The 26,182-nt window shown below is 61.1% G+C and carries 24 protein-coding genes; 16 read left to right on the top strand and 8 right to left on the bottom strand.

The annotated features are described in order from the left end of the window. The first annotated feature begins 7 nt into the window (after positions 1–7). From GJB56_RS28270 to GJB56_RS28305, 8 genes are all read left to right on the top strand, one after another. On the top strand, positions 8–988 hold the full coding sequence (locus GJB56_RS28270) for a linear amide C-N hydrolase (RefSeq protein WP_029254644.1): 981 nt from the start codon (positions 8–10) through the stop codon (positions 986–988). A gap of 104 nt (positions 989–1,092) precedes the next feature. Further along, positions 1,093–2,424 carry an MFS transporter gene (locus GJB56_RS28275; RefSeq protein ID WP_029254645.1) on the top strand — a complete coding sequence of 444 codons (1,332 nt, stop codon included), beginning with the start codon at positions 1,093–1,095 and terminating at the stop codon, positions 2,422–2,424. A gap of 46 nt (positions 2,425–2,470) precedes the next feature. Continuing rightward, the gene (locus GJB56_RS28280; RefSeq protein WP_020906499.1) at positions 2,471–3,664 is read left to right on the top strand and encodes an anhydro-N-acetylmuramic acid kinase; all 1,194 of its coding nucleotides are present in this window, start codon (positions 2,471–2,473) and stop codon (positions 3,662–3,664) included. Continuing rightward, positions 3,661–4,536: a MurR/RpiR family transcriptional regulator gene (locus GJB56_RS28285; protein WP_042950990.1), complete on the top strand. Its 876-nt coding sequence runs from the start codon at positions 3,661–3,663 to the stop codon at positions 4,534–4,536. Before GJB56_RS28280 ends, GJB56_RS28285 begins: the two co-directional genes overlap by 4 nt. 71 nt (positions 4,537–4,607) lie before the next feature. After that, on the top strand, positions 4,608–5,525 hold the full coding sequence (gene murQ / locus GJB56_RS28290; RefSeq protein WP_020968668.1) for an N-acetylmuramic acid 6-phosphate etherase: 918 nt from the start codon (positions 4,608–4,610) through the stop codon (positions 5,523–5,525). Beyond that, the gene (gene nagB, locus GJB56_RS28295; protein ID WP_029254646.1) at positions 5,526–6,305 is read left to right on the top strand and encodes a glucosamine-6-phosphate deaminase; all 780 of its coding nucleotides are present in this window, start codon (positions 5,526–5,528) and stop codon (positions 6,303–6,305) included. Positions 6,306–6,381: 76 nt separating this feature from the next. Then, the gene (locus GJB56_RS28300; protein ID WP_113682244.1) at positions 6,382–7,797 is read left to right on the top strand and encodes an FAD-dependent oxidoreductase; all 1,416 of its coding nucleotides are present in this window, start codon (positions 6,382–6,384) and stop codon (positions 7,795–7,797) included. An 84-nt stretch (positions 7,798–7,881) separates the two neighbouring features. Then, positions 7,882–10,179, top strand: a complete 2,298-nt coding sequence (locus tag GJB56_RS28305; protein WP_113682245.1) for a serine/threonine-protein kinase — start codon at positions 7,882–7,884, stop codon at positions 10,177–10,179. 27 nt (positions 10,180–10,206) lie between these two features. Here GJB56_RS28305 and GJB56_RS28310 read toward each other — a convergent pair whose 3' ends face one another. Then, positions 10,207–10,515 (bottom strand): amphi-Trp domain-containing protein, encoded by a 309-nt coding sequence (locus GJB56_RS28310; RefSeq protein ID WP_024487387.1) that lies wholly within the window; start codon positions 10,513–10,515, stop codon positions 10,207–10,209. Positions 10,516–10,759: 244 nt separating this feature from the next. Between GJB56_RS28310 and GJB56_RS31765 the strand changes: the two genes are divergently transcribed. The 4 genes from GJB56_RS31765 (at position 10,760) to GJB56_RS28330 (ending at position 14,293) form a co-directional block, all read left to right on the top strand. Next, a complete protein-coding gene (locus GJB56_RS31765; protein ID WP_225989345.1) occupies positions 10,760–10,921 on the top strand; it encodes a hypothetical protein in 162 nt (53 codons plus the stop codon). 116 nt (positions 10,922–11,037) lie between these two features. Next, entirely contained in the window at positions 11,038–11,481 is a 444-nt protein-coding gene (locus tag GJB56_RS28320; RefSeq protein WP_020906505.1) for a Fur family transcriptional regulator, read from the top strand. 36 nt (positions 11,482–11,517) lie between these two features. Further along, positions 11,518–13,740: a catalase/peroxidase HPI gene (gene katG, locus GJB56_RS28325; protein ID WP_113682246.1), complete on the top strand. Its 2,223-nt coding sequence runs from the start codon at positions 11,518–11,520 to the stop codon at positions 13,738–13,740. 79 nt (positions 13,741–13,819) lie between these two features. Beyond that, complete coding sequence (locus tag GJB56_RS28330; protein ID WP_020906507.1) at positions 13,820–14,293, top strand: NUDIX domain-containing protein; 474 nt, start codon at positions 13,820–13,822, stop codon at positions 14,291–14,293. Positions 14,294–14,310: 17 nt separating this feature from the next. Here the strand turns inward: GJB56_RS28330 and GJB56_RS28335 are convergent, their stop codons facing one another. Both GJB56_RS28335 and ctaD read right to left on the bottom strand, forming a co-directional pair. After that, on the bottom strand, positions 14,311–15,162 hold the full coding sequence (locus GJB56_RS28335) for a universal stress protein (protein ID WP_113682247.1): 852 nt from the start codon (positions 15,160–15,162) through the stop codon (positions 14,311–14,313). A 233-nt stretch (positions 15,163–15,395) separates the two neighbouring features. Then, positions 15,396–17,138, bottom strand: a complete 1,743-nt coding sequence (ctaD, locus tag GJB56_RS28345) for an aa3-type cytochrome oxidase subunit I (protein WP_113682248.1) — start codon at positions 17,136–17,138, stop codon at positions 15,396–15,398. 197 nt (positions 17,139–17,335) lie between these two features. Here ctaD and GJB56_RS28350 point away from each other — a divergent pair, with 197 nt between their 5' ends. Beyond that, on the top strand, positions 17,336–17,716 hold the full coding sequence (locus tag GJB56_RS28350; protein WP_020906510.1) for a VOC family protein: 381 nt from the start codon (positions 17,336–17,338) through the stop codon (positions 17,714–17,716). Positions 17,717–17,719: 3 nt separating this feature from the next. On the opposite strand, the gene GJB56_RS28355 is transcribed toward GJB56_RS28350, so the two are convergent. From GJB56_RS28355 to GJB56_RS28365, 3 genes are all read right to left on the bottom strand, one after another. Continuing rightward, positions 17,720–19,420, bottom strand: coding sequence for a sensor histidine kinase (locus tag GJB56_RS28355; protein ID WP_113682249.1), 1,701 nt, complete (start codon positions 19,418–19,420; stop codon positions 17,720–17,722). Beyond that, positions 19,410–20,141 (bottom strand): response regulator transcription factor, encoded by a 732-nt coding sequence (locus tag GJB56_RS28360; RefSeq protein ID WP_113682435.1) that lies wholly within the window; start codon positions 20,139–20,141, stop codon positions 19,410–19,412. The genes GJB56_RS28355 and GJB56_RS28360 overlap by 11 nt, the downstream gene beginning before the upstream one ends. A 234-nt stretch (positions 20,142–20,375) precedes the next feature. Next, positions 20,376–20,720, bottom strand: a complete 345-nt coding sequence (locus tag GJB56_RS28365) for a nitroreductase/quinone reductase family protein (RefSeq protein WP_113682250.1) — start codon at positions 20,718–20,720, stop codon at positions 20,376–20,378. Positions 20,721–20,958: 238 nt separating this feature from the next. Between GJB56_RS28365 and GJB56_RS28370 the strand changes: the two genes are divergently transcribed. After that, positions 20,959–21,180: an RGCVC family protein gene (locus GJB56_RS28370; protein WP_019747515.1), complete on the top strand. Its 222-nt coding sequence runs from the start codon at positions 20,959–20,961 to the stop codon at positions 21,178–21,180. Between the two features lie 122 nt (positions 21,181–21,302). Then, positions 21,303–22,916: an amidohydrolase gene (locus GJB56_RS28375; protein ID WP_113682436.1), complete on the top strand. Its 1,614-nt coding sequence runs from the start codon at positions 21,303–21,305 to the stop codon at positions 22,914–22,916. 23 nt (positions 22,917–22,939) lie between these two features. Here GJB56_RS28375 and GJB56_RS28380 read toward each other — a convergent pair whose 3' ends face one another. Further along, complete coding sequence (locus tag GJB56_RS28380) at positions 22,940–23,560, bottom strand: TetR/AcrR family transcriptional regulator (protein WP_020968683.1); 621 nt, start codon at positions 23,558–23,560, stop codon at positions 22,940–22,942. A 157-nt stretch (positions 23,561–23,717) separates the two neighbouring features. Between GJB56_RS28380 and GJB56_RS28385 the strand changes: the two genes are divergently transcribed. After that, positions 23,718–25,169, top strand: a complete 1,452-nt coding sequence (locus GJB56_RS28385) for an APC family permease (protein ID WP_113682251.1) — start codon at positions 23,718–23,720, stop codon at positions 25,167–25,169. Positions 25,170–25,199: 30 nt separating this feature from the next. Here GJB56_RS28385 and GJB56_RS28390 read toward each other — a convergent pair whose 3' ends face one another. After that, the gene (locus GJB56_RS28390; RefSeq protein WP_020968685.1) at positions 25,200–26,177 is read right to left on the bottom strand and encodes an ABC transporter substrate-binding protein; all 978 of its coding nucleotides are present in this window, start codon (positions 26,175–26,177) and stop codon (positions 25,200–25,202) included. Between the last annotated feature and the right edge of the window lie 5 nt (positions 26,178–26,182).

Consider the following 26,182-nt stretch of genomic DNA (forward strand, 5'->3'; position numbering starts at 1 on the left):
GTTTTCGATGTGTACACGCTTGGTCTACTTGGGGCCCAACGACACTGTGATCACTGCTCGATCGATGGATTGGAAGGTCGATCTCGGAACCAATCTCTGGGCATTTCCGCGGGGCATGACGCGCGAGGGTTGCGCGGGTCCGAACTCGATTCAGTGGACGTCGAAATACGGAAGTGTTGTCGCAACGGCCTACGACATGTGCACAACCGATGGGGTCAACGAGGCAGGACTGTCTGCAAATCTCTTGTGGTTGGTCGAGTCCGAGTACCCGGCATACGACGGCTCGACTCCGGGTCTGTCCATCGCAGCGTGGGCGCAGTATGTTCTGGATTGTTTTGCGACAGTTCAGGAAGCAGTCGAGGTCTTGGCAGCGGAACCGTTCACCGTCGTGACTGCTGCTGTTCCCGGTGAAGACCGTCTCGCTACCCTTCACATGTCACTCTCGGACGCCAGGGGAGACAGTGCGATCATCGAATACGTCGGTGGACGCGCGACTATTCATCACAGCCGTGAGTACCAGGTGATGACAAATTCTCCGATCTTCGATCAGCAACTCGCGGTCAACGAGTACTGGAAGCAGATCAACGGGACTGTGATGCTGCCCGGAACGAACCGTGCCGCTGACAGATTCGCCCGCGCGTCGTTCTACGTGGATGCGATACCGCAGACGGACGATCCGCGGTCCGCGTTGGCGTCGACGTTCAGTGTCATTCGCAATGTCTCGGTGCCGCTGGGTATTTCGACTCCAGACGAGCCCAACATCTCGTCGACCCGCTGGCGTACGGTGGTCGATCACAAACGCACGCTCTATTTCTTCGAGTCTGCGATGACCCCGAATACGTTCTGGGTGGATGTGGCGTCGATGGATCTCGGGGAGGGGACGCCCGTCCGCAAGCTCGGGCTGGGCCCGAACGAGAGCACGGTCTACTCCGGAGACTCCACCGACCAGTTCGAACGGGCGGAGGCCTTCACGTTCGCAGGAGCGTAGGGATTCTGGGACCCACGAAAGCCTAATTGTGAAACTTCTTGACATTTCTACTCCGTTCAGATGAAACTTTGTTGCATATTCGGGTTTCGTCAACGGAGGACGGCATGGGCATCACAGTGCAGACACGGAACGATGGTGCGCAGCTCAAACGGCGCAGGGCGCTCGTCGCCGGCTCCGTCGGAAATTTCATCGAGTGGTACGAGTTCGGTGTGTACGGGTTCTTCGCGACGATCATCGCGTCGAACTTCTTCAGCGCCGACGGCTCCGGCGACCTCGAAAGCCTGATCAAGACCTACGCGTCGTTTGCGCTGGCCTTCTTCTTCCGCCCAGTGGGGGCAGCGCTGTTCGGCCGACTCGGTGACCGCATCGGCCGACGCCCCACCTTGGTGATCGTTCTTCTGCTGATGTCGGGTGCGACGACCCTGATCGGTGTGCTCCCCACCTACGAGAGCGTCGGAATTCTGGCACCGCTGCTCTTGACGGTTCTTCGGATCCTCCAGGGACTGTCGGCCGGAGGCGAGTTCGGCGGCGCGGTGTCGGTGATGACCGAGTTCGCGCCCCCGGGACGACGCGGACTGTACGGGTCGTGGCAGTCGTTCACGGTCGCGCTCGGATTGCTCGCCGGTGCCGGAATCGCGGCGCTCCTCGCGACAGTTCTCGACTCCGGTCAGCTCAACGACTGGGGCTGGCGCATCCCGTTCCTCCTTGCACTTCCGATGGGCCTGGTCGCCCTGTGGCTCAGGCTCCGACTCGAAGAAACGCCGTCGTTCGAGCGTGCCCGCGCAGTCCAGTCCGAACCGACAGTTGATGCGGCGACGCCGGTAGCGCAGCCGACCGTCGGCGAGACCGCCAGGGCGATCCTGCTCGGCATCGGTCGGTTGATGGGCTGGTCTGCGGCGGGTTACACGTTCCTCGTCGTGATGCCGACTTATCTTCAGAGTTCACTCAACGCGACATTCCATCAGGCACTGGTTGCTTCGGTACTTGCCAATGCCGGCTTCGCGGTGACGATTCCGCTCGCGGGCGGGCTCAGTGATCGCATCGGGAGACGCGCGGTCATGCTCACCGGCACCGTTTTGATCTTGGTCCTTGCGTTGCCGCTGCTCAACGTCCTGCAGAATGAGCAGACGTCTCTGACCGCCAAGGGATTTGCAGTGTTTGCCGCCGGCGCCGCAGTGGGACTTGTCGCCGGACCCGGACCCGCCATGCTCTCCGAGATGTTCCCCACCTCGGTCCGGTACACCGGATTAGGACTCGCATACTCCCTGTCCAACGCGGTCTTTTCGGGCTGCGCCGGTCTGATAATCACATGGCTGATCAAGGAAACTTCCAATCTCGATATTCCGGCCTACTTCGTGATGGCAACGTGCGCCGTCAGCGCGATCGCTTTGAGTACCTTGCGAGGAAATGCCCACAAGCGGGCACTCGTCGACTGACCGCAGCTTGCCCGAATGCCGAAACGATCCGAGTAAGGAAAATTTCATGAGAGTCATCGGCCTGATGTCCGGTACTTCGTACGACGCTATCGATGCTGCCGCAGCAGATATCCGGATCGACGGGGACACTCTTGTGCTGACCCCACTGGGGATGGTCAGCGAACCATATTCCGGTGAGTTGCGGGCAGCGGTGGCCGCTGCGGTACCGCCTGCGTCCACCACTGTCGGTCAGATCTGCCAACTCGACACCGAGATCGGGCAGGCATTCGCGGCCGTGGCTGCGCGGGCGAACGCGGAACTGTGTGGCGGCAGTGCGGAATTGATCTCTTCACATGGGCAGACGATGTTCCACTGGGTCGAAGGAGCGCAAGTAAAGGGCACTCTCCAACTCGGGCAGCCGGCCTGGATAGCCGAGAAGACCGGATGCACCGTCGTGTCGGACCTGCGCTCTCGCGACGTGGCGACGGGTGGACAGGGTGCACCATTGGTCAGCGCGTTCGACGTATTGTGGCTCAACGGAAGAACTTCGGGTTCCGTCGCGCTCAATCTCGGTGGCATCGCGAACGTCACTGCTCCGGGTGGCGGCGGTACGACGGCAGATGGTCCCGCAGTACCGATTGCCTTCGACACCGGCCCGGCAAATGCGCTGATCGACGCGGCGGTAAGCGAATTCACTGCGGGGGAGCAGTGGTTCGACCTCGGTGGCGCTCTGGGTGCAGCCGGCACGCCGAACGTCGATCTGCTCGCACATCTACTGAGCGAACCGTATTACACGCAGCCCGCTCCCAAGAGCACGGGCAAAGAATTGTTTCATCGGGACTATCTGCTCGCCGCTCTGCGGGGCTACGAGTCGTTGTCTCTGGCAGACATCGTCGCGACTCTGACTGCACTTACGGCCCGGACCGTCGCCGATTCCGTCAAAGCACTCGCGGCCACCGAAGTGGTGGTGTCAGGTGGTGGCACCAAGAACCCGACGTTGATGGCGATGCTCCGTGACGAACTGGGCGACATCGCGCTTGTCTCTTCGGACGAACTCGGAGTCACCTCCGACATCAAGGAAGCATTGGCTTTCGCGGTTCTCGGCTTCCTCACCGCACACGGATTGCCCGGCAGTATTGCTTCGTGCACCGGTGCGCGTCACGCAAGTGTGCTCGGATCTTTGACGCCAGGAAGCCGTGGGCTGCCTAGAATCACATCGGTGCCGTCAGCTCCGAAAACGATGCGAATCGAGGCGTTATGACTTTGGACCGGAGTGCTCCGGCGTCCGTCGACCTGCTTGCTCGTATTCGCGCATCACTGAGCAGCCTCTCACCTGCCGAGCTGCGGATCGCCGAAATCATCGAAGCCGACCCCAGCCTGGCGTCCACACTGACGGTCAACGATCTTGCCGAACGAGCGTCGACAAGCACGGCGACAGTGGTCCGCACAGCCAAAAGGCTCGGATTCGAGGGGTATCCCCAGCTTCGTCTGGCATTGGCGGCCATCAGCGGTTCCGCGTCAAGTGATTCGATTCCACTCGGTGTGGACATCGTTGCCGCCGACTCTGCCAGTGAAGTCATGGCCAAACTCGCCGAGTTCGAATCCGAACAACTCAAGGGCACAGCACAATTGACTGACCCTGTTGCACTCGAAGAAGTGGTGTCGCGGATTCGATCCGCCCGCCGGGTCGAGGTGTACGGCATCGGCGCGTCAGGCATCGTCGCGCAAGACCTCACGTTGAAGCTCTCGCGTATCGACGTCAACTGCCGGGTTCATCTCGACCGAGACGCGGCGATGGTCAGCGCCAGTTTGCTCGGACCGGACGACATAGCAGTGGGAATCTCGCATTCCGGCGAGACTTCTGATGTGGTCGAACCGCTTGCCCTTGCCCGTCGTACCGGGGCGTCGACGGCCGCGATCACCGGCGGGGCGCGGTCGACGCTCGCTGTGCAGTCACACCACGTTCTACTCACTGCCGGTAGAGAATTCGGTTTCCGGTCGGCAGCGATGGCAAGCCGCACCGGCCAGCTGTTGGTAGTCGACACAATTTTTGCGATGGTCGCGCACTCGCTGCCGAGCGCCCTGTCTGCGCTGCAACGCAGTCATGATGCCATTGCTTCGAAGCGTCACTGACGAGGAGTCGTCGCTGTGATTACTGACGAGGAGTCGTCGTAGTGAAATTTGATCGAGGAGGACTCGCCACAATGCAATTGGACATGCTGTCTACCGAGAGACCGAACCCTCTCACCCGCGATCTCGACGTCATGTCGGTGTCGGATCTGCTGACGGTGATGAACCAGCAGGACGCAATCGTGGCCGACGCGGTCGCGGCGGTGTTACCGGCCATCGAAGCCGCAGTCGATTCGATCGTCACCGCTCGGGCACAAGGTGGTCGGCTGATCTACCTGGGAGCTGGGACCAGTGGGCGTCTGGGAGTGCTCGACGCGGTGGAATGCCCTCCGACTTTCGGGACCGATCCAGGCGAGGTGATCGGAATCATCGCCGGTGGCCCGGGAGCGTTTCTGAACGCCGTCGAGGGAGCAGAGGACGATCCGCGAGCGGCTGGGGCCGACCTCGACGCAATCTCGTTGAACGCCACGGACGTCGTGGTGGGTCTGGCGGCGAGTGGTCGTACTCCGTATGTCATCGGGGGACTTGATCATGCCCGCGCACTCGGCGCCGCAACAGTGGCAGTCTCGTGCAACCGAAATGCGGCAATGAGTTCGCACGCCGGAGTGGCCATCGAAGTGGAGACCGGCCCCGAGATCCTCACCGGATCGACGAGGCTCAAGGCCGGGACTGCACAGAAGATGGTGTGCAACATGCTTTCGACGGCAAGCATGGTCCGTTCCGGCAAGGCGTTTCACAACCTGATGGTCGATCTTCGGCCTACCAACGCCAAACTGGTCGATCGTGCAAACCGGATCGTCGCGGCAGCCACCGGAGTGGATACCGAGATCGCTTCGGAGACCATCGAGAATGCCGACGGTCATGTGAAGGCAGCGGTCGTCATGTTGTTGGCCGAATGCGACTTCGCCGAAGCAACCGAATTGTTGGATCGCGCTTCGGGTTCCGTACGCGAGGCCATCGTCGGAGCCGGCAAGAGCAGAGAGGAAGCCTGAATGGAAATCGTCATAGTTCCCAGTCCGGAAGACGGCGGGCGAATCGCTGCCGACATCGTTTGCGGCGCAATCGAAAAAGGAGCGCGGACGCTCGGCCTCGCGACGGGATCGTCACCGCTGCACACGTATCGGGAGCTGATCAAGCGGCATCGAGAATCGGGAGTGTCGTTCGCGGCGATGAGCGCGTATCTTCTCGACGAGTACGTAGGTCTCACGCCCGATCAGCCGCAGTCCTACGCGCACACTATCCGCACGGAACTCGTCGATCATCTCGACATCGACAATGCGCGAGTGTTCAGCCCCGACGGGGGAGCCGCGGATCCCAGTGAAGCTGCACGGCGTTACGACGCTGCCATCGTCGACAACGGTCCCATCGACGTGCAGATTCTCGGCATCGGTCTCAACGGGCACATCGGCTTCAACGAGCCGTCCTCCTCACTCACATCGCGTACCCGAGTGAAGACCTTGACCGAGAGGACCCGCGCCGACAACGCGCGGTTCTTCGCAGACCCAGCCGATGTGCCGCATCACGTGATCACGCAGGGTCTCGGAACCATCAGTGATGCAAAGCATCTTGTGCTGATTGCGGAGGGGGCGCGCAAAGCCCCCGCGGTCCGGGCTGCGATTGAAGGTCCGGTGTCGGCGTTCTGCCCGGCATCGGTACTTCAGTTGCATCCGCACGTGACAGTCGTCGTCGACGAGGCAGCGGCCGGTGAACTCCAACTGGCGGACTTCTACCGCTACACAACCGAGCACAAGCCGGCCGAGCAGGGTTACTGAAAAGCGGGTTACTGAAAAGCGGGTTTTTGAAAAGCGGACTTGATCTCCAGCGCAGTTGAGGTCCTAGCCTCGGGGCATGATCAACGCTAGAGGTTCAGCGGTATCCCCGCCGGCGGCGCCCCGGATTTTCTCACCACCGCTCAGGGTCGCGATCGTCGGAGCGGGGCCGGCGGGAATCCACGCTGCCGGCGCTCTCGCTGAACTGGCTCCTGGTACCAAGATAGACATGTTCGAGCGTCTGCCGACGCCGTACGGACTCGTGCGCTACGGTCTCGCCCCAGGGCACGCCGAGTCCGAAAAGTTCGTCGATTCTCTGCACACCGTGCTGGTCGCCAGTGACTTCCGGCTGTTCTGCAACGTAGAGATCGGAAAGGACCTTTCCGTCGAGGACCTACGTTCTTCCTACGACGCGGTGATCATTGCAACCGGTGCGCCGCGGGATGCACTACTCGACATTCCAGGCGTCGAGCTTCCCGGTTCATTCGGGGCCGCCGATTTTGTCGGTTGGTACAACGATCACCCCGACGCCCCCCAACATTGGCCCCTGCACGCCGAGTCGGTGGCAGTGGTCGGCGGCGGCAATGTCGCGCTCGATGTCACGCGGATGCTCCTCGTAGAGGCGCAATCGCTGCAGGCCGCGGACGTCTCCGACGAAGTTCGGGAAGGGATCGCCGGCAGTCGCGTTCGTGAAGTACACATCTTTGTCCGGCGCGGACCCGCCGACGCTCGCTTCTCCCCGAACGAGTTGCGCGCTCTCGGTGAACTACCCGGCGTAGATGTTGTCGTCGATGCTGCCGATGTCGCGCCGGACCGGCATATCGAGCGGATGACAAAACAGTTGGTGCACGCCCGACTGGCAGTCGAGACACTCCGTGGTTTCGCGGACACTGCACCTGCCGACCGAACTGCCCAGCGTCGAGTTCACCTGCACTTCTACCGACAGCCCGTGGAGATTCTCGGTAACGGGAAAGTCGAGGCACTCCGCGTCGAGCGGACTGACCCCGACGGCTACGGTCACGTCACCGCTTCGGGTGTCTGTACCGACTATCCGGTTCAAGCTGTGTACCGGGCAATCGGATTCCTCGGCACGCCACTTGCCGGGGTGCCCTTCGATCACGGGCGCGGCATAGTTTCGCACCGGAGCGGCGCGGTGGTCGACGAGAGCGGTCTACCGATCGCGGGCTTGTTCGTGACCGGTTGGATGAAGCGCGGTGCCGCGGGGCTGATCGGTGCGGCGCGGCCAGACGCCCGCCAAACAGTCGAAACGATGCTGCGCCAACTTGATTCGTTCGGCGGGCGCCGAGCAGATCGCAGCCGGATCGAGGAGGTCCTCGCGGCCGGCGATCTGTTTCCCGTCGATTGGGAAGGATGGCTTCGTATCGATGCCGCCGAAAAGGACCTCGGTGTCGAGCACGGACGTCCACGCGTCAAGATCGGTGACCGCGAAGAACTCGTTCGTATCGGCACGAAGTCGGCAGTTCACGCCGAATAGATTCGCTGGGGTCAGAGGTACCGCCGGGGTTACGCTGAAATGAGTCGCCTCGATTCATCGTGCTCGAGGTGCGGAGCAGAACTCATGAATGAACGTGGTGCGCAGGCCAGTGACGCGACAGTCGCGAGCGGGCCCCTGACCGAACGGGGCACCGTCACCGAGTTGCGCCTGTCCGCACTGCCAGTAGTACGCGGCGAATCGAACGATGCCGACGGTCTCGGGCGCCTGGTCGGGGACTGGGAGGCGGGACGAACGCCGTCCGACCTGAGTGAATATCTGCCCGATCCAGCCAAGATTCGTCGGGGCGCGCTGATCGAACTGGTCGGAATCGACATGGAGTACCGCTGGCTGAAGAATGACGGTCCGAAACGACTCACGGAGTATTGCGCCGAGTACCCGGAATTGCTCGAAGAGCCACTACCGGCCGAGCTTCTGTACGAGGAGTTCCGGCTGCGGAAGCAGGGCGGGGAGGATGTCGTAGCGGCCGAGTACCTCAGCGAGTTCCCTTTGCAGGCAGAGGGTTTCGAGCGGTTGTTCGACCGTGATTCGATGGCCGGCCGCGAAGACGTGATGATGTTGGGGCTCTCGGGTTTCGACGAGTTCGAGATCGGGCAGCGCCTCGATGATTTCGAACTGGTGTTGGAACTCGGGCACGGTGCATTCGCCCGAGTGTTCCTGGCACGGCAACTGTCGATGCAGCGGTGGGTTGCGTTGAAAATCTCGCGCAACGTCGGGGTCGAGCCGCAGACTCTCGCCCAACTCGACCATCCCAACATCGTTCGTGTCTTCGATCAACGGCTGCTCGAGGAACGCGCACTGCGAGTTCTGTTCATGGAATACGTGCCAGGCGGGACCTTGCTCGACGTGGTCAAACTTGTCCGCGTGACACCGCAGGCTCAGCGGTCCGGACAACTACTTCTCGACGCCATCGATCAGACTCTGGCGAAGAAGGGGGAGATGAAACCGAGCGAGACGAGTTTACGGAGCGAGATCGCAGCGATGTCGTGGCCGGAGACCGTGGCCTGGATGGGAATGAGACTGGCCGACGCCCTCGAGTACGCGCGTGAGCACGGCGTACTACATCGGGACATCAAGCCGGCGAACGTACTTCTCAGTGTCGAAGGCATTCCCAAACTCGCCGATTTCAACGTCAGTTCGAGCGAGGAGGTTTCGACCGAGGATGCTGCCTGCTTTGTTGGAGGCTCGCTTGCCTACATGTCTCCAGAGCAGTTGGAGGCCTGTGCCGTGGGGGCTCCCGGCACACTCGACACCCGTAGCGACATCTATGCACTCGGCGTGATGCTGTGGGAACTCCTAACCGGGAGTAGGCCTTTCGCGGACGACGGCACGGGGGAGAACCCACCGTCGCCCAAGAAGGCGCTCGAGGCACGTCGGCGTGGGGTGGATCCCGCGGCCGAGGCCCGGTTACCGGACGACTGTCCGCCGGCGCTGCGCCGAGTGCTGGTGAAGTCTCTTTCGCCCGAGAGGGACGGAAGGTGGTCTGGCGGACGAAAGCTTGCCCGACAGTTCGCACTGTGCCTGGACCGGTCTGCCCGGAACCTGGTGGACCCGCCGGAAGGGAGCCCGCGTTCGACGTTGTGGAAATGGGCACTGCCGATTCTTCTGGCCGCGATCGGAATTCCGAATCTCCTGGCGGCAGGCTACAACTACTACTACAACAAGATGCTGATCATCTCGGGACTCTCGCCCCAGGCTCAGCAGCACCTCGAGCAGGTTCATCTGGTCATCGGGGTGGCCGCGTTCTCGCTCGGTGCCGCGGCGATCCTGTATTGGTGCCGGCTTGCGCTCACTGTGCCTCACGGACTGCGTCACGGTCAGACGTACAACGCGGAGGTCTTGAACAAAGCGCGTACCGCGACGCTGAACGTCGGACACCGCGCGGTGGTGATCGCATTCGGTCTGTGGGTCCTGGCCGGTATCGCATATCCAGTTGCGTTGCAGATTGCCGCCGGAGGTATTCCGCAACGAGCATACGTGCACCTGATGTCGTCGCTGGCAGTGTGCGGCGCCGTCGCAGTCGCGTATCCGTTCTTCATCCTGACGTACTACTCGGTTCGATGTCTGTATCCGATCTTGTTGTCACACGGCGAGTTACGAAGCGACGACGGACGCGATATTCGCTCGTTGGGTCGGAGCAGCACGCGTTACCTCGCAGTCGCGGCGTCGGTTCCACTGGTGGGAATCGCGGGACTCAGTTTTGTCGGTTCCGGGGCAGGGGAGGAACTCAACGCAACCGTCCGTGCGCTGTGTCTGGGCGGGATCGCGGGCTTCATCGTTGTGTATCAACTGTTTCGACGGATCGAAAGTGATCTTCGAGCACTGCTGCGCGTTGTGTCTCTCGAGGTGTCGGCGTCTCCGTAATTGCCTGACAACCGCACCCGGGTTGGCCTATTTGGCAGTGCTCTTGCGCGGTCGGCTGCGACGAACTGCTTTGGTGGGCGGCGGAGACTTCTCTTCTGATTCTTCCTGAGGGTCGTCGCGCCAGTGAATCTCGATTTCTATCTCGACCTCGTTGCCGTCGACTTCGATCTCGAGTTCCCACCGAACCTGTTCCGGAACACTGATTTCGATCGAGTCCCCACCCGACCCCAGTTCCACTTCCGATCCACTGGCGAGGGCCTGGCCGAGGGCGATGAGTCGGTCGGCGACTTCCTGCCGTGAGAGTTGTGACTTCCTCTTGATCTCCAATTTGGGCACGATCACTCCTGACCTCGGCGGATTCTCCCCTTCACCGTAGTTGGAACAAACGGAAGATTGTTACCTTTGGACGATGTCGACCCGCTACCACGTCACCTCCGCCTTGAACCGTGCGTCGATCCAGCGGTATGGATTGGACTGGCGCCGAATGGGCTCAGCTCGCGGAATCGCAGGAAGTCTACGAGCAGAGCAGGAGGGATGCTTCCTCGCCAGCGACGAGGGCGAACGGGACTGGTTTGTCAGAATGAACAACACCGGCGGCGCGGTTGACGTATGGGAAGTCGACGGTATCGACGCTGCATCTCTTGTTCAGTCGCCGGAGGGGCACTACTACTTCCCCGGCGTCATCGCCGCCGCTGAACTGCGACTGGCGCAACAAGACCTACCCCCAGTTCATCTCCCATGATTCCCGGGCCCGTTCGTCCTGTTCGGAGCGCTGACGAATCGGTCGGCAAATCCGCGTAGGCGAGGATTTTCGCGAAAGTCTGGGTTCAGTCCAGAAGATTGCGCAATAGTGGAAAGGTGCCTTCGACGCCGGATTATGCAGCCCAACTGCGTAACGCTGAGCTTCGCGTGACTCGTCCCAGAGTCACGGTGCTCGAGGTTGTGCATGCACGCCCACACGCAGCCACCGAGACTGTCTTCGATGCTGTGCGGGCTGTTCTGCCAGGGGTGTCGCGGCAGGCGGTCTACGACGTGTTGCACGCTCTCACCGACGCCGGGCTGATCAGGCGGATCCAACCGTCCGGATCGGTGGCGCTGTACGAGTCTCGCGTCGGTGACAACCACCATCACGTCGTCTGCCGGTCCTGCGGGGTCGTTGCAGATGTCGACTGTGCAGTCGGAGAGGCACCGTGCTTGACGCCGTCGGCGCACAACGGCTTCGTCCTCGATGAAGCCGAGGTCATCTACTGGGGCCTGTGTGCCGACTGTTCGACAACTCAGAGTTTGCGATCACACCCGTGATCGAAGTCCGTTCTACTCGCTCATGGAGGGATTACCGTGTCCGATAGTTGCCCGGTTGCTCACGATGGAAACACCGCGAGCACCAGCGAAAGTGAAAACCCCGCGATCCCGTCTCCGACACCGACCGGGAATCGTCCGAGAACCAACCGGGACTGGTGGCCGAATCAGCCGGATCTCTCTGTCTTGCATTCACATTCGTCGAAGTCGAATCCCATGGGTGCCGACTTCGACTACGCCCAGGAATTCGCCAAACTCGATGTCGAGGCGCTCAAGCGCGACGTCATCGCGCTGATGACGGCGTCGCAGGATTGGTGGCCGGCCGACTACGGACACTACGGCGGACTCTTCGTGCGTATGAGCTGGCATGCTGCCGGCACCTATCGCATCGCAGACGGCCGCGGCGGTGGCGGTCAGGGCGCTCAGCGTTTCGCCCCGCTCAACAGTTGGCCGGACAACGCCAGCCTCGACAAGGCACGTCGCCTGCTCTGGCCGGTCAAGCAGAAGTATGGAAAGCAGGTTTCCTGGGCCGACCTGCTGGTGTTCGCAGGCAACTGCGCTCTGGAGTCGATGGGGTTCAAGACCTTCGGCTTCGGCTTCGGCCGAGAAGACATCTGGGAGCCCGAGGAGATCTACTGGGGTCCTGAGGACACCTGGCTCGGCGACGAGCGCTACAGCGGAGACCGTGAGCTGTCCGGACCGCTCGGCGCAGTTCAGATGGGCCTGATCTACGTCAATCCCGAAGGACCCAACGGACAACCGGACCCGGTAGCGGCCGCCCGCGACATCCGAGAAACCTTCGCTCGCATGGCGATGAACGACGTGGAAACGGCCGCGCTGATCGCCGGCGGCCACACCTTCGGCAAGACACACGGTGCCGGTCCGGCCGACCTCGTCGGACCCGAACCGGAAGGCGCACCCGTCGAGCAACAGGGACTGGGCTGGAAGAGCGCCTTCGGTACGGGCGTGGGTAAGGACGCGATCACCAGTGGTCTCGAGGTCGTGTGGACTCCCACTCCGACGAAGTGGGACAACACTTTCCTGGAGATTCTGTACGGATACGACTGGGAGCTGACCAAGAGCCCGGCGGGTGCGTGGCAGTGGATCCCGAAGGATGGCGCGGGGGCCGGCACGATCCCGGATCCGTTCGATTCGACGGCCGGACGTACTCCGACGATGCTGACCACCGACCTCTCCCTACGCCTGGATCCGACGTACGAGAAAATCACACGGCGTTGGCTCGATCATCCCGAAGAATTCGCTGAAGAGTTCGCCAAGGCTTGGTACAAGCTCCTGCATCGCGACATGGGACCGGTCACGCGTTACCTGGGACCGTGGGTTCCCGAACCGCAGTTGTGGCAGGACCCCGTTCCCTCGGCCGATGATCAACTGATCGGGGACGCGGACATCGCGATCCTCAAGAGTCGACTTCTCGATTCCGGGCTGTCCGTCTCACAGTTGGTGTCGACCGCGTGGGCGTCGGCCGCGAGCTTCCGCAGCACTGACATGCGCGGCGGCGCCAACGGTGCTCGAATTCGCCTGGAGCCGCAGAAGAACTGGGAAGTCAACGAGCCCGCAGCCCTCTCCGCGGTGCTTCAGACCATCGAGCGAGTTCAGCAGGAATTCAACCAGGCTGGTGGAGCCAAGGTTTCACTTGCCGACCTGATCGTTCTGGGTGGTACAGCGGCAGTCGAGCAGGCCGCGAAGAACGCCGGACAAGACATCACGGTCTCGTTCACGCCGGGACGTACGGATGCGACTCAGGAGCAGACAGACGTCGACTCGTTCGAGGTACTCGAACCCCGGGCCGACGGATTCCGGAACTACCTCAAGGGAGGGGAGAAGATTCCGGCAGAGATTCTGTTGGTCGACCGCGCGTACATGCTGTCGCTGACCCCGCCCGAGGTGACAGTTCTGGTCGGCGGACTTCGCGCACTGAACGCGAACTTCGGCAAGACCGGCCACGGGGTGTTCACCGACCGTCCCGAGACGTTGACCAACGATTTCTTCGTCAACCTTCTCGACATGGGTACCGAGTGGAAGCCGTCGAAGACGGATGAGAACGTCTACGACGGGGTTGATCGGGCGACTGGAGATCCGAAGTACACGGCAACTGCGGTCGACCTTGTTTTCGGATCGAATTCGCAACTGCGCGCACTCTCCGAGGTGTACGCCAGCGAAGACGCGAAGCAGAAGTTCGCCGAGGACTTCGCTGCCGCCTGGACCAAGGTGATGGACCTCGACAGGTTCGACGTCAACTGATTCAGCAGATTAGCCGACGGCGCCCCGCGAGCTCTGTTCTCGCGGGGCGCCGCCGTTTCCCGCACGATAGCGTGGTCATGTGGCCGATCAATTTGCGCTGGTACCAGCGGTGTACGTGATGTTTCGTCGAAGCAACCCGGCGCAACGGCCGGAGGTGCTGTTGCAGTTGCGTGAGGGCACCGGTTTCATGGACGGATACTGGGCTCACGCTGCTGCGGGACACGTCGAACTGGGGGAGTCGGCACTCGATGCGGCTGTCAGGGAGGCCGCGGAAGAACTTGGCGTGGAGCTGCTTTCCTCGGAACTGAAGCCACTCACCGTGTTGCATCGCCGACATGCGGAAGGGGTCGACCCGGTGGATCATCGAGTGGACTTCTTCTACGAATGCCGCACGTGGTCGGGTGAACCACGCCGGATGGAGCCGTTGAAATCTGCAGATCTGCGGTGGTGGCCGGTTGACGAACTCCCGGAGAAGTTGGTCGACCACGAGCGTTTCGTGATCGAAGCCCACCACGCCGGTCAGCTCGCACCCATCCACAGTTACGGCTTCTGACCGAGCGAGGATCCAATTCAGGCTTCGCTCGCAACGATGACCGGGCAGTGAGCTTTTCGAATCATTGCACTGCTCGTGGTGCCGAGAGCGGTGTCGTCGAACGCACCTCGGCCGCGCCGGCCCACGACGAGAAGCCTTGCTTCGGTGGAGAGTTGTTCCAGAATGGCAACCGAGGGGCCGTCGAACTCGATCTGTCGGATGGTGACGCCGGGGTAGAGCGTGGCCCAACCTGACAGTTGCCACGTCAGCGGCGTCGAATGCTGGGGCGCGTGCCCGACTTCGAAGTTTCGACTCAGCTCGGCCTCCGGCGGGGCAGCGTGCACGACGACCAGTTCGGTGCTCGCCGCCTCGGCTTCCTTGAATGCAATGGCCAAAGCGCTTTCGCTGTAGGCGCTTCCGTCCAAACCGACGACAACGGGAAGATCAGCCGTAGCCTGGCTTTCACACGAAGTTCCGACTGTTGCGAATGAACATGCCGGGGCGGGTGCAGTGAGATCGTCCTGTGGTGTGACGATCAACGGGTTGACGATCAAGGCAGCCTCGGACGTCAACGCGGTGAGGATTGCGGTGTTCTCCCCGGAGATCAGATCGGTCCGGATCCGAAGATCTGGCGACACCGACTCTGCGATCTGAATGGCTTCCGTGAACAGGCCGGTCGGTGATGCCGAGGTATTCGGATCGCCGGTGTTCGGATCTGCGGAGTTCGGAGCTACGAAAACTATTCGCATCCAGAGACTGTGGCGATGCGCGAACTCGGCCGCCCACGTGATCACGTCGGTGCGCAGCGGGGATCCATCGATGCACACGACGACGGCTCCGTCTGCGGACCACTCCGAGGTGAAGACGTCAGTCGAAAGTTGGGAGGTCATTCCGAGCTCCTCGCGTTATGTCTGTCGAAGGTTCTGCTGAATGCGAACTGGCTTGCAGGACAGTGCCGAACAGCAATCCTGCAACTACTATCGAGCAAGCGGCAGTTGTCAGTGGCAACCACACGAGCGTCGTGACTGCGAACATGAGGAAGAGCAACGGCATCAGGAGATGGCCGGGTTTCGCTCGGCGTTCAACCTGCTGACTTTCTGCCCAAGCTCGATACTTCGTGCCGTCATTCATGTCGTTTCACCTCTGTGCTTACCGTGGAAACCGGCTTGTGACCAAGCAGTCCGACGTGCGCCTCGTCGCGCATCCTCTCGACCATGTGGGGGTAGTGCAGTTCGAATGCAGGCCGCTCACTGCGGATTCGGGGGAGTTCGGTGAAGTTGTGTCGTGGTGGCGGGCAGGACGTCGCCCATTCGAGTGAGTTTCCGAATCCCCAGGGATCGTCGACCGTCACGATCCGTCCGTACCGATAGCTCTTGAAAACGTTCCAGATGAACGGAATCGTCGAGGCTCCGAGCACAAACGCGCCGACGGTCGAGATCGTGTTGAGAAGAGTGAAATTGTCCGATGGCAGGTAATCCGCGTACCGCCGAGGCATACCCTGAGCGCCGAGCCAATGCTGGACGAGAAATGTCGCGTGAAAGCCGATCAGAGTCAACCAGAAATGGATCTTGGCGAGCTTCTCGTCCAACATCCGGCCGGTCATTTTCGGGAACCAGAAATAGATTCCGGCGTATGTCGCGAACGCGATTGTTCCGAAGAGGACGTAGTGGAAATGCGCGACAACAAAGTACGAGTCGGTGACATGAAAGTCCAGGGGCGGGCTTGCGAGAATTACGCCGGAGAGTCCGCCGAACAGGAATGTGACCAGGAAGCCGACGGAGAACAGCATCGGCGACTCGAAAGTCAACTGCCCCTTCCACATCGTGCCGATCCAGTTGAAGAACTTGACTCCGGTGGGAACTGCGATCAAGAAGGTCATGAACGAGAAGTAGGGGAGGAGAACGGCGCCGGTTGCGTACATGTGGTGCGCCCACACAGCGATCGACAGAGCTGCAATTCCCAGTGTTGCGTAGACCAATCCGGTGTATCCGAAGATCGGCTTGCGGCTGAAGACAGGGAAGATCTCGGAGACTATGCCAAAGAACGGAAGCGCCAGAATGTAGACCTCGGGATGGCCGAAGAACCAGAACAGGTGCTGCCACAACATGACTCCACCTGTCGCGGGGTCGAACAAATGCGCTCCCAGGTGCCGGTCCACCCACAGCCCGATCAAGGCAGCAGCGAGCAGCGGAAAAACGAGGAGGATCAGCATGCTGGCGACCAGCGCATTCCACGTGAAGATCGGCATGCGGAACATCGTCATCCCGGGGGCCCGCAGGCAGACGATCGTCGAAACGATGTTGACTGCGCCGAGGATGGTGCCGACGCCGCCGAGAGTAAGCCCGATGATCCACAGGTCGGCACCCATACCGGGGGAGTGGAGTTCGCTGGTGAGTGGCACGTAAGCGGTCCAGCCGAAATCTGCTGCACCACCGGGTGTTACGAACCCGGCGGAGGCGATCAGGCCGCCGAAGAGATACAACCAGTAGCTGAACGCATTGAGCCGCGGGAAACACACGTCCGGCGAGCCGATCTGCAGCGGCATGAGGTAGTTGGCGAATCCGAAGAAGACCGGGGTCGCGTACAGCAAGAGCATGATCGTGCCGTGCATGGTGAACAGCTGGTTGTACTGCTCGTTTGACAGGAATTGCATTCCCGGGACAGTCAATTCCATGCGCATGAGCAGCGCCATCAGTCCGCCGATCAGGAAGAAGGCAAACGATGTCACGATGTACATCAGCCCGATCATCTTGTGATCGGTGGTCCTCAGGATCTCGACCAGTTTCGAACCCTTCGGAGCGGTCCGGGGAATTGCGCCGAGGTGGATATCGACCTCGTCGACCGGCCGGGGCGCGAGATCAACCACGACGGCCGCCTGTGTGCATCGACGTGACGAAATACCGAGAATTATTGGGACTGTGGAACATAAACGCAATGATCGCGGCGGCCACGACCTCGGACGAGGGGAAAAGGTCCCGAGGATCGGACAGGGCGGCATGGCGTAGATCACGTGGTCCGGTACGGTCGAAAGACAGTTGTCCTTGCGGATGGAAGCGAGTTGTCATGGCATGTCGTATCAGTGAATTGGTGCTCGGTTGCCGGGATCCTGAGGTTCTGGGGCGGTTCTGGTGCGAGGTCCTGGACTTCGTCGTGCTCGATCGAATGCACGACGGTTCTCTGGAGATCGGCCCGCGCGAAGGGTTCGGCGGTCCGCAGCCGACGATCATCCTCAGTCGCAGAGACGAACCGGAGAAGGGTAAGCCCCGCCTGCATATCGACGTCAACGCCACCGACCGCGATCAGGAAGCCGAACTGGAACGCCTATTGGGCCTTGGTGCGCGGCCGGCCGACATCGGCCAGACGGGGCAGGAACAATGGCATGTCCTGGCCGATCCAGAAGGTAACGAGTTCTGCCTGCTCAAGGCCCAACTGGATCCGCTCTGACGCTCAACCGTGCTGGATTGACAACGGACTTCGCCTGGGGCTCAGCGGAACTCGCCACACCAATTCGGTGACGCCGTTCTCGCTGGTGATGTTGCTCGAGCCGCCGCACTGACGAGCGCGGGTCGCCAGGTTGTCGAGACCGTGGATTCTGGTTGCCTGGTCGATTCCCACACCGTCGTCGACGATGCTGATGACAAGATCTTCCGTTGCCCGGATGGTGACGTCGATGGCGTTGGCATGGGCGTGCCGCAGAGCATTGCTCAACCCTTCGCGCACAACGGCTTCGGCGTGCGGGGCGAGTCGAGCCGGGACGGAACTGTCGATGGTCCCCTCGAAAGTGACGCTGGGAGTGATCGACGAGTGACCGGACAGACCGTTGACGGCGTCGAGTAATCGGCGTCGCAGGCTTGTGGGAGTCGACATCTCGCTCGTGTGGAGGTCGAAGACTGCGGTGCGGATTTCGCGGACCGTTCGATCGAGTTGATCAACGGAGTTGTCCAACACCGTGCGAATGGTTTCCTCGTCGCCGGGACGTTGCAATGCCCCCTGCAAACTCAATCCGGTGGCGAACAACTGCTGAATGACGTGGTCGTGAAGATCACGCGCGATTCGGTCTCGATCTTCGAGGACGTCGACCAGTCGCTCTTTTCGTTGCTGTTCGGCGAATTCGACAGTGACAGCGGCGATGTCGGCCATTGCCGTCAGCTGCTCGATCTCATCGACGCCCCACGGACGATCGCTGCGGCGTGATGCGAAGAGGACGCCGCCGCCGAACGAGGTTCCCGACAATGGGAGTGCGACGACGGATTCCTCGCTGGAAACATGCAGTGCCGGAACAGCACTGGCGCTGGGGGCGGAAATCGTTCGCCGGCTGCGGGCAGCTTCGTCGATCACGGTTCCGGAAAGATCGAGAACTGTGCCGTCCGAGGCGGTCGTCCCGCGAGTCCGGGATTCTGCGACGTGAACACCCGGCCCTTCGCCGAGGTCGTAGCGAACTATGCACACCAGATTGCCGTCGGTGAGACGGCGCGTCGTGCGAACCAGTTCGGCCAGTGTCTCGTCGCGAGATCCTCCACTGAGCAGGCGTGCGTTTACGGCGGCGACGGCCTTGAGCCACGCTTCCCGCGTTTGGGATTCCTCGAACAGACGCGCATTGTCGATGGCGATGCTCGCAGCGTTTGCCAGAATCTGGAGTACGGCCTCGTCACGGTCGTCGAATGCAGTCCGTTCCGAGCTGTCCGCGAGGTAGATGCTGCCGAACACCTCGCCCCTGACGAAGATCGGAACACCGAGAAACGTGTCCATCGGTGGGTGATTGGTTGGAAACCCCGCCGAGGACGGGTGTGAGGCGATTCGGTCGGTTCGAACCGGACAAGGTTCTTGAACGACCAGGCCCAGCAGTCCGTGACCTTCGGGAAGATGCCCGATCTTGGCAACCTGCCCCTGATTCAAACCGGAATGGATGAAGCGGGACAAGCGGCCGTCGGGAGACTTCACGCCGAGCGCACCGTAGTCCGCTTCGAGCACATGTCTTGCGACATCGACTATCTGTTGCAGCGTTTCGTCGAGTTGGAGGGTGGACCCGACGGTCAGTACGGCACTGAGCAGCTTGGGAATTGCAGTCGGGTTGAGGGCAGTCAGCTCTGCGCTTCCGGCGATGTCGCCGAAAAGGCTGAGCATGAGCGCGTCGCGGCTACCTGGCATGGTGTGTGCCTGTAGTGGCGGAGAATGGTGAACCGGACGGCGTCAGCAGGTGAGTGGTCGCCTGGCCCGAAGGATCCGGGTGAGCAGTGCCCGCACGAAGCTTTGTCGCCAGAACTGCAGCCTGAGTTCGACGTTCGAGACCTAATTTTTCGAGGATGCGTGAGACATAGTTCTTGACTGTTTTCTCCGAAAGTTCCGCGTGCGTGCTGATCTCTCGATTGCTCAGCCCCTTGCCGATCAACTCGAAGATCAACAGTTCCTGATCGGTCAACAGTGCTGCCGCAGTGCCCGACTCCTGCTCGGATCGGATGCGCCGGACCAAACCGATCACCGCCTGAGTGTTCAACAGCGATTTGCCGGTGGCGACCGTACGGATCGCGGATACCAGGTCGTGGCCGCGGATGTTCTTGAGGACGAATCCGCGTGCGCCGGCGATCAGGGCGTCGAGTAGGGCGTCGTCGTCGGAGTACGACGTGAGCATCAACGTGGCCGCTTCCGGACAGGTCGACGCCAGTTCCCGGCACAGTTCCACACCGTTGCCGTCGGGAAGTCTGACGTCCATGACGACCACGTCGGGTCGGCATTCGGGTATTCCGTCCGAAGCTTCGCGAACACACGACGCCTCGCCCACAACGTTGAATCCCGATACCTGATTCAACAGGTCTGCCAATCCACGACGGACGATCTCGTGGTCGTCGACCAGATAGATGCCGATCGTCACGGTGGTCACCTCTTCCAGCTCGCGCCTGCCATCGATGTTACCGGACGGTAATGTACTGGCAAGGACGGGTTGTTCGTCAAACGGTCGACAAAAAACCCGCGTCGAACGGTGCGAGACCGAGTGTCGATTGCACAGAGTCAAAGGTCCCGATCGCGACGAGATATGGATCACCGAGGTACGGCTAGGCGATCAGTGTGAAGTGAATGTGATTGCGCCGGTGCCGTTTCGATCGTTTCAGTCCGTAGGCGCGAGTTCGACCGAAACGTAAACTCCCTTGCCTTTTCGATGTGCGAGGGCTTCGCCAGGACGATCGATACCGTCCAGTTGGAGAACGATGGGGCCTTGTTCCGGATAGAAATTGCGCCACCAGCTTTTCTTGTCCGGCATGGCAACTCCGATCGTCACATGGTCGCCTTTTCTTTTGTAGGACACGGGCGCGCTGAAGGTACGTCCCGATTTGCGGCCGACGTAGGTGATGACGGTCATTGAACGGCCGAGTAATTTGCCCACGATCGGAGCGCCGATCAGTGGTTGGACCACTACGTTGACGGCGGCGGATACATGTTGGAAAGTGTTCACAAGAAGCCCTTTCGCTTCGGATGCTGCACGGATTCGAACGCTGCACGGAAATGGTGCGTGCTGTAGTTCTATCCTGCTCGACGGTGATTGTCGTGTGGCAGAAATTGGTACAAACCGGTGCGCCGAAGCGAGTAGCGTGGGGGTACGTCGAGGGTCATTCGTATATGCGCGGTCAAGCCATGTCGTCCTCGACGCCAACCCGGTCTGTGGTCGAACGGCCGAGAACTGGAGCGCCTGTATGGCGTCGAACCCGTCCGATGTGTCGAATGCACCAGGGCAAGCCGAGTCGACAGACGCGGATCAGAAAACGCCGTCCATCTGCCCTGCGTGTCAGCACAGTATGGAATCCCACGATCCGCTCGGCGTTCGGTTCTGCGCAGTGACAGCCGACCGCGGTCTCGATCGAAAGTGCATCTGCGCTGCCGATCGTGAGGAGATGCAGCACTATTCGCGATACTGAGCTTTCGGGCTGAACAGCGCCCGAGATCCTTCAATTCGCAACGCCTGAACCGCTATTGACGGCGGTACAAACGCGGTCTAGATTAATCGAATCAAATTCGATTAATTGCGGAGGTGCTGGAAGTGGAGGCCGAACTTCTGTTCGTCGGAGGCACGATTCGTACGGGGGACTCGGCCCGCGGTGTCAGTGACGCATTGGCCGTTGCAGGCGGCAGAGTTGTTGCTTTGGGGGATGCGGCCAGGGCGTTGGAGTCGGCCCGTACGGAAGTTGTCGACTTGGCAGGGGGAGCGCTTCTACCGTCGTTCGGCGACGGCCATGTTCACCCGTTGATGGCTGGCCTGGAAATGCGCGGCGCCAAGATTCGTGATTGCGACAGCATCGACGAGGTAGTGCGGGAAGTGCGTCGCTGGGCGGACGCGAATCCGGACGCCGAGTGCATCTTCGGAGAGGGCGTCTCTCCCACTCTGGCGCCCGGCGGACTGTTCGACGCCCACTGGCTCGACGATGTAGTGCAGGACAGGTCCGTCGTCTTGCGCACGATGGACTATCACACCGCGTGGGTCAACAGCGCCGCGCTTCGGAGCGCCGGTCTGACGCGCGATACCCCGGATCCGGTCGGCGGGGAAATTGTGCGAACAGCTGACGGCGAGTTGCTGGGGACACTGCGTGAATGGGGAGCGATCAACCCGGTACTGGCTCTTCTTCCCGAAGTAACACTTCACGACGGAGTCGATTCGCTTGCTGCAGCATCGAAAATGCTTGCGGCAGCGGGTATCACTTGGGTTCAGGATGCATGGACCGAGTTGGACGATGTCGAGATCTGGCTGGCCACCGCTGAAAGCGGGCGCCTGTCGACGCGAGTGAATCTTGCCTTCCGAGCAACACCTGAGAGCTGGAAAGCCGACCTACCGGCGTTTGTCGAGGCTCGGCAGAAAGTTGCAGAACGGGGCGGTGACACAGTCAGAGCCGAAACGGTGAAATTCTTCGCCGACGGTGTCATCGAGGCCGGCACGGCAGCGCTCCTTGCGCCGTACTCGGACTGCCCGCATTCGCACGGAATCAGTAACTGGACGACGGATGAACTCGGTCGGGTTGCAGCTGAAGTGGACCGGTTGGGCTTTCAGATCCATATCCATGCCATCGGTGATGCAGGTGTACGCATGGCGCTCGACGCGATCGAATACGTCGATCGATGTAATGGCCCGCGTGATCGGCGCGCCACGATCGCGCATCTGCAATTGGTTGACGGCGACGACCTCGACCGGTTCGAATCATTGGGCGTGATTGCCAATTTCCAGCCGCTCTGGGCTCAGCTCGATCCTCTGATGACGGAACTGACCATTCCGCGTATCGGCGTCGACCGCGGTGAGCTGCAATATCGCATCGGAAGTCTCGCCGAGCGAGGCGCGCGAGTGGCATTCGGCAGCGATTGGCCCATCACGGCCCACGAACCGATCAAGGGAATTGCCACCGCAATTCACCGCCAGACGTCTGCAGGAGTTCCGAGCGAAGGATGGCTGCCTCGTGAACGCGTCGGCCTCGACTGGGCCCTCGCGACATATTCGGCCGGTATCGCCTATCAAGGGTTCGAAGAGAACTCGTGGGGTCGCCTCCTTCCGGGCATGCGAGCCGACATGATCCAGCTGCCCGTCGATCCCCGCCACCTTGCTTCGTCCAAGGAGCTCAGTGACCTGGTCGTGTCCCGAACCTGGTTGGCGGGTAAGCGCGTTCATTGACCTCCCGGCCGGATTCGCGAAGGCTACTCGTGCACCTCATGCAAGAGGCGTCGAAAACCTGAAAGCAATGCCGTCCAGCCGAGTTCGAAGGCTTGCTCGGCCCTGGCCGGTCCCCTCGGTGCCGCGGCAAGTGCCCGAGTCAGGGCGTCGTCGGGTGTTGTCGCGTCCGCTTCGATCATGACCTCCGGTGCGGCCGCATCCAGTGCCGCTCCGAGCAGAAAATTCTCCGATGCAGTGATGACGGCCAAGATGTGGTCGTCCGGGAATCCCGCCTCGCACAGACCCGCAGCGGGAGCGCGGTACACCGACAGTGACGTGGGGTCGCGCACCGTCTCCGTGGCGAGGAGGCGGATGGAAGTGGGGTGGCGACTGAACGCGGCTCGATACGACCTCGCCCACTCGGAGAACGCTTCGTCCCATGGCAAGCGCTCGAACGCCGACCCGTCGATTTCACGTACGACGCGATCACGAACCAGGTCTACGACCGCGGCGCGGCCCTTGGCGTGGTGATAGATCGACGAGACTTGAACATTCAGGTGTTTCGCCAGGTCAGGCATCGTGAAGTCGCCGTCGCGGTCGACTAGTTCCAGTGCAGCCTTTGCGATCCGTTCGCGGTCCAGGCGTGCGATACGAGGTCTACCCACGGTCCCACCTCTCTAATCGAAGTTGATTCGATTATGCCCTTGTGGCGCCGGTCACAAGGATCTATCATAATCGAAACTGATTCGATTAATCCGGTCGGTGATTCCCGTTCCTGTTTTCTCCTCGTCATGCCCCCTTCCTTCACTGGAGAAGTGCCTCATGAAGAAATCTGAAACCTTGCCCACCGTGCAGCTGCAAGGAGGCGTCCTGGGCACTGCCGGGATCGTTTTCTTCGTCGTGGCCGCCGCGGCTCCATTGCTGGTGATGGCAGGGGTCGCGCCGCTGGCCTTGAACATTGCAGGCATCGGGGCTCCGGGCGGATACATCTTGGCGGGGCTCGCGTTGGGAGTGTTCGCAATCGGTTTCACTGCGATGAGCAAGTACATCCACAATGCAGGCGCCTTCTACGCCTACATTTCAGTTGGACTCGGGCCTCGCTGGGGGCTCGCCGCAGCAGTACTCGCGTTGGTGTCCTACAACGCTCTCGAGATCGGAATCTTCGGGGCTCTAGGATATTTCGCCCAAACCACTATGGCGGACCTGGTCGGGGTAGATCTGCCGTGGGGATTGTGGTCGCTGTTGGGTGTTGGATTGGTGTGGTTCCTCGGATCTCGATCGGTACACCTCGGGGCGCGATTTTTGATCCTTTTGCTGACCGCGGAGACAGGGATTCTGGTTCTGCTCGCAGGAGCGGTCCTCTTTCAAGGCGGAGCCGTCGGAATCGATGTCGAATCCTTTGCTCCTTCCAATGTTTTCAGTCCAGGCCTCGGCGGGGTGTTGACTCTGGCCTTCGCTGCGTTCATCGGATTCGAAGCCACCGCCCTGTATCGGGAGGAAGCTAAAGATCCCGCTCGGACGGTTCCGCGGGCAACGTACATTGCCGTCGCGTTCCTCGGACTCTTCTACGCATTCATGGTGTGGATCATCATTCAGGCGTACGGCCCGGATCAGGCTCTCGCGCTTGCTGCTTCCGACCCCGCCGGCATGTACTTCAACGCGATCGAGCAGTACGTCGGCGGTTGGGCGAGCACCTTGATGGAACTGTTGATCATCACGAGCATTCTCGCCAGTCTGCTCGCGTTCCACAACGCGATCACCCGCTACGTCTTTGCGCTCTCGCGTGAACGCGTGCTGCCCCGAGCGTTGGGCAAACTACATCCGGTCTACAAGTCGCCCTACGTTGCCAGCGCAGTCCAGAGTTTCCTCGCGATGGTGGTGATCGTCGTGTTCGTGATCATCGGCGCAGACCCGTACCTCGAACTCCTGCTGTGGGTGAACTCGCCAGGCATTGTCGGCATCGTCGTGCTTCAGGTCATGGCGGCCGCGGCTGTCATCGCTTTCTTCTGGAAAGATCGCCGTGGGCATTCGGTGTGGAGAGTCTTGATCGCGCCCGCATCCGCTCTCCTGATGTTGGTCTACGCAACGTATTTGATCGTTGATCAGATGGAGCTGATCACTGCCGCCGGCACGGCAGTGAACGTGGTGCTCGTTGCCGTCACACCGGTCAGCTTGGCTGTCGGCTGGCTACTCGGCTCCCGACTCGAACGACGTGACCCGGCGCAGTTCGCCCGGCTGGGAACTACCGACGTCGACGCCGGTCCTTCGGCCTGACTCGGCCTTTACTCCACCAGTGGTGTTCTCCTATTTGTTCGTCTTCGGGAGGCCAGGGGGATTGACCAGCGACTTGTCGACTGCCTCGTTGGTGATCTTCCATCGCTCGAGAACTTGCTCGTATGTGCCGTTTTCGATGAGATGATCTATCGCTTCGCTGATCGGTTGTACCAAGCCGTTGTCTTTCTTGACCAGTACACCGATCTGGCCCAACGCGGCCTCACCGGCCCCGGAGAACTGGCCGATCACTTCGTTCTCGCCAGTCTGTGCAGCGTGAAACTGCGATGACGGGTTGGGGCCGAAGTAAGCATCGATTCGACCGGAAGACAGCGGCAGGTAGTAGTCAGTGGTCTTCTGGTACACGGTGATTTCAGCGGGAGCACGCCCGGCCGCGACGTTGTCCTCGTTCCACTTCACAAGCAATGCCTCCTGATTGGTGGCAGCGCCGACTCCGATCTTCAGTCCGGCGATGTCTTCCGGCTTCTCGAGTGAGAGATTCTTGTCCTTTCTGACTTCGAATGCGAGAGTGTCGAGGCGGTACGTCGCGAAGTCGTACTTCTCTTTACGCTCTTCGGTGACCGTCACGTTGGAGATGAACGCATCTGCATCTCCCGAATCGATCCGCACTGAATTCTGCGCCCAATCCGCGACCTGAAGGTCGATTTTCAGCCCGAGCACCTCTGCAATCAAATACGCGAAGTCGGTCTCGGAACCGATGACCGTCTTGTCGTCGTCGGCATAGAAGCGCAACGGCGGCGCGGTTCCAGCGTTGCCGGTGATTCGGATCGTGCCCCGGTCGCGGAACTCCTGAGGGACCTTCGCTGCGATCGAATCAACCTTGTCGGTACTGATGCGGTTCTGCTCGGCCGACAAGTTGATACCGGATGTTGTTGCACCGGAGTGTTGCTCGGTCGATTCTTCATCTGGGCTTCCGCAAGCGGTACCAAGGAGGGCAACTGTGGCCAGGGCAGAGATCAGAAGCGTCGCGGTGCGAGGACGGGTGAACATCGGGT

It is taken from the genome of Rhodococcus sp. AQ5-07 (assembly GCF_009707305.1).
In the GTDB taxonomy this organism is placed as follows: Bacteria; Actinomycetota; Actinomycetes; order Mycobacteriales; family Mycobacteriaceae; genus Rhodococcus_F; species Rhodococcus_F erythropolis.

Bases quoted from the DNA above. Each gene is read 5' to 3' on its own strand.
- GJB56_RS28270 (WP_029254644.1), top strand. From the start codon at position 8: ATGTGTACACGCTTGGTCTACTTGGGGCCCAACGACACTGTGATCACT.
- GJB56_RS28275 (WP_029254645.1), top strand. From the start codon at position 1,093: ATGGGCATCACAGTGCAGACACGGAACGATGGTGCGCAGCTCAAACGG.
- GJB56_RS28280 (WP_020906499.1), top strand. From the start codon at position 2,471: ATGAGAGTCATCGGCCTGATGTCCGGTACTTCGTACGACGCTATCGAT.
- GJB56_RS28285 (WP_042950990.1), top strand. From the start codon at position 3,661: ATGACTTTGGACCGGAGTGCTCCGGCGTCCGTCGACCTGCTTGCTCGT.
- murQ (WP_020968668.1), top strand. From the start codon at position 4,608: ATGCAATTGGACATGCTGTCTACCGAGAGACCGAACCCTCTCACCCGC.
- nagB (WP_029254646.1), top strand. From the start codon at position 5,526: ATGGAAATCGTCATAGTTCCCAGTCCGGAAGACGGCGGGCGAATCGCT.
- GJB56_RS28300 (WP_113682244.1), top strand. From the start codon at position 6,382: ATGATCAACGCTAGAGGTTCAGCGGTATCCCCGCCGGCGGCGCCCCGG.
- GJB56_RS28305 (WP_113682245.1), top strand. From the start codon at position 7,882: ATGAATGAACGTGGTGCGCAGGCCAGTGACGCGACAGTCGCGAGCGGG.
- GJB56_RS31765 (WP_225989345.1), top strand. From the start codon at position 10,760: ATGAACAACACCGGCGGCGCGGTTGACGTATGGGAAGTCGACGGTATC.
- GJB56_RS28335 (WP_113682247.1), bottom strand. From the start codon at position 15,162: ATGACCTCCCAACTTTCGACTGACGTCTTCACCTCGGAGTGGTCCGCA.
- GJB56_RS28350 (WP_020906510.1), top strand. From the start codon at position 17,336: ATGGCATGTCGTATCAGTGAATTGGTGCTCGGTTGCCGGGATCCTGAG.
- GJB56_RS28355 (WP_113682249.1), bottom strand. From the start codon at position 19,420: ATGCCAGGTAGCCGCGACGCGCTCATGCTCAGCCTTTTCGGCGACATC.
- GJB56_RS28370 (WP_019747515.1), top strand. From the start codon at position 20,959: ATGGCGTCGAACCCGTCCGATGTGTCGAATGCACCAGGGCAAGCCGAG.
- GJB56_RS28385 (WP_113682251.1), top strand. From the start codon at position 23,718: ATGAAGAAATCTGAAACCTTGCCCACCGTGCAGCTGCAAGGAGGCGTC.
- GJB56_RS28390 (WP_020968685.1), bottom strand. From the start codon at position 26,177: ATGTTCACCCGTCCTCGCACCGCGACGCTTCTGATCTCTGCCCTGGCC.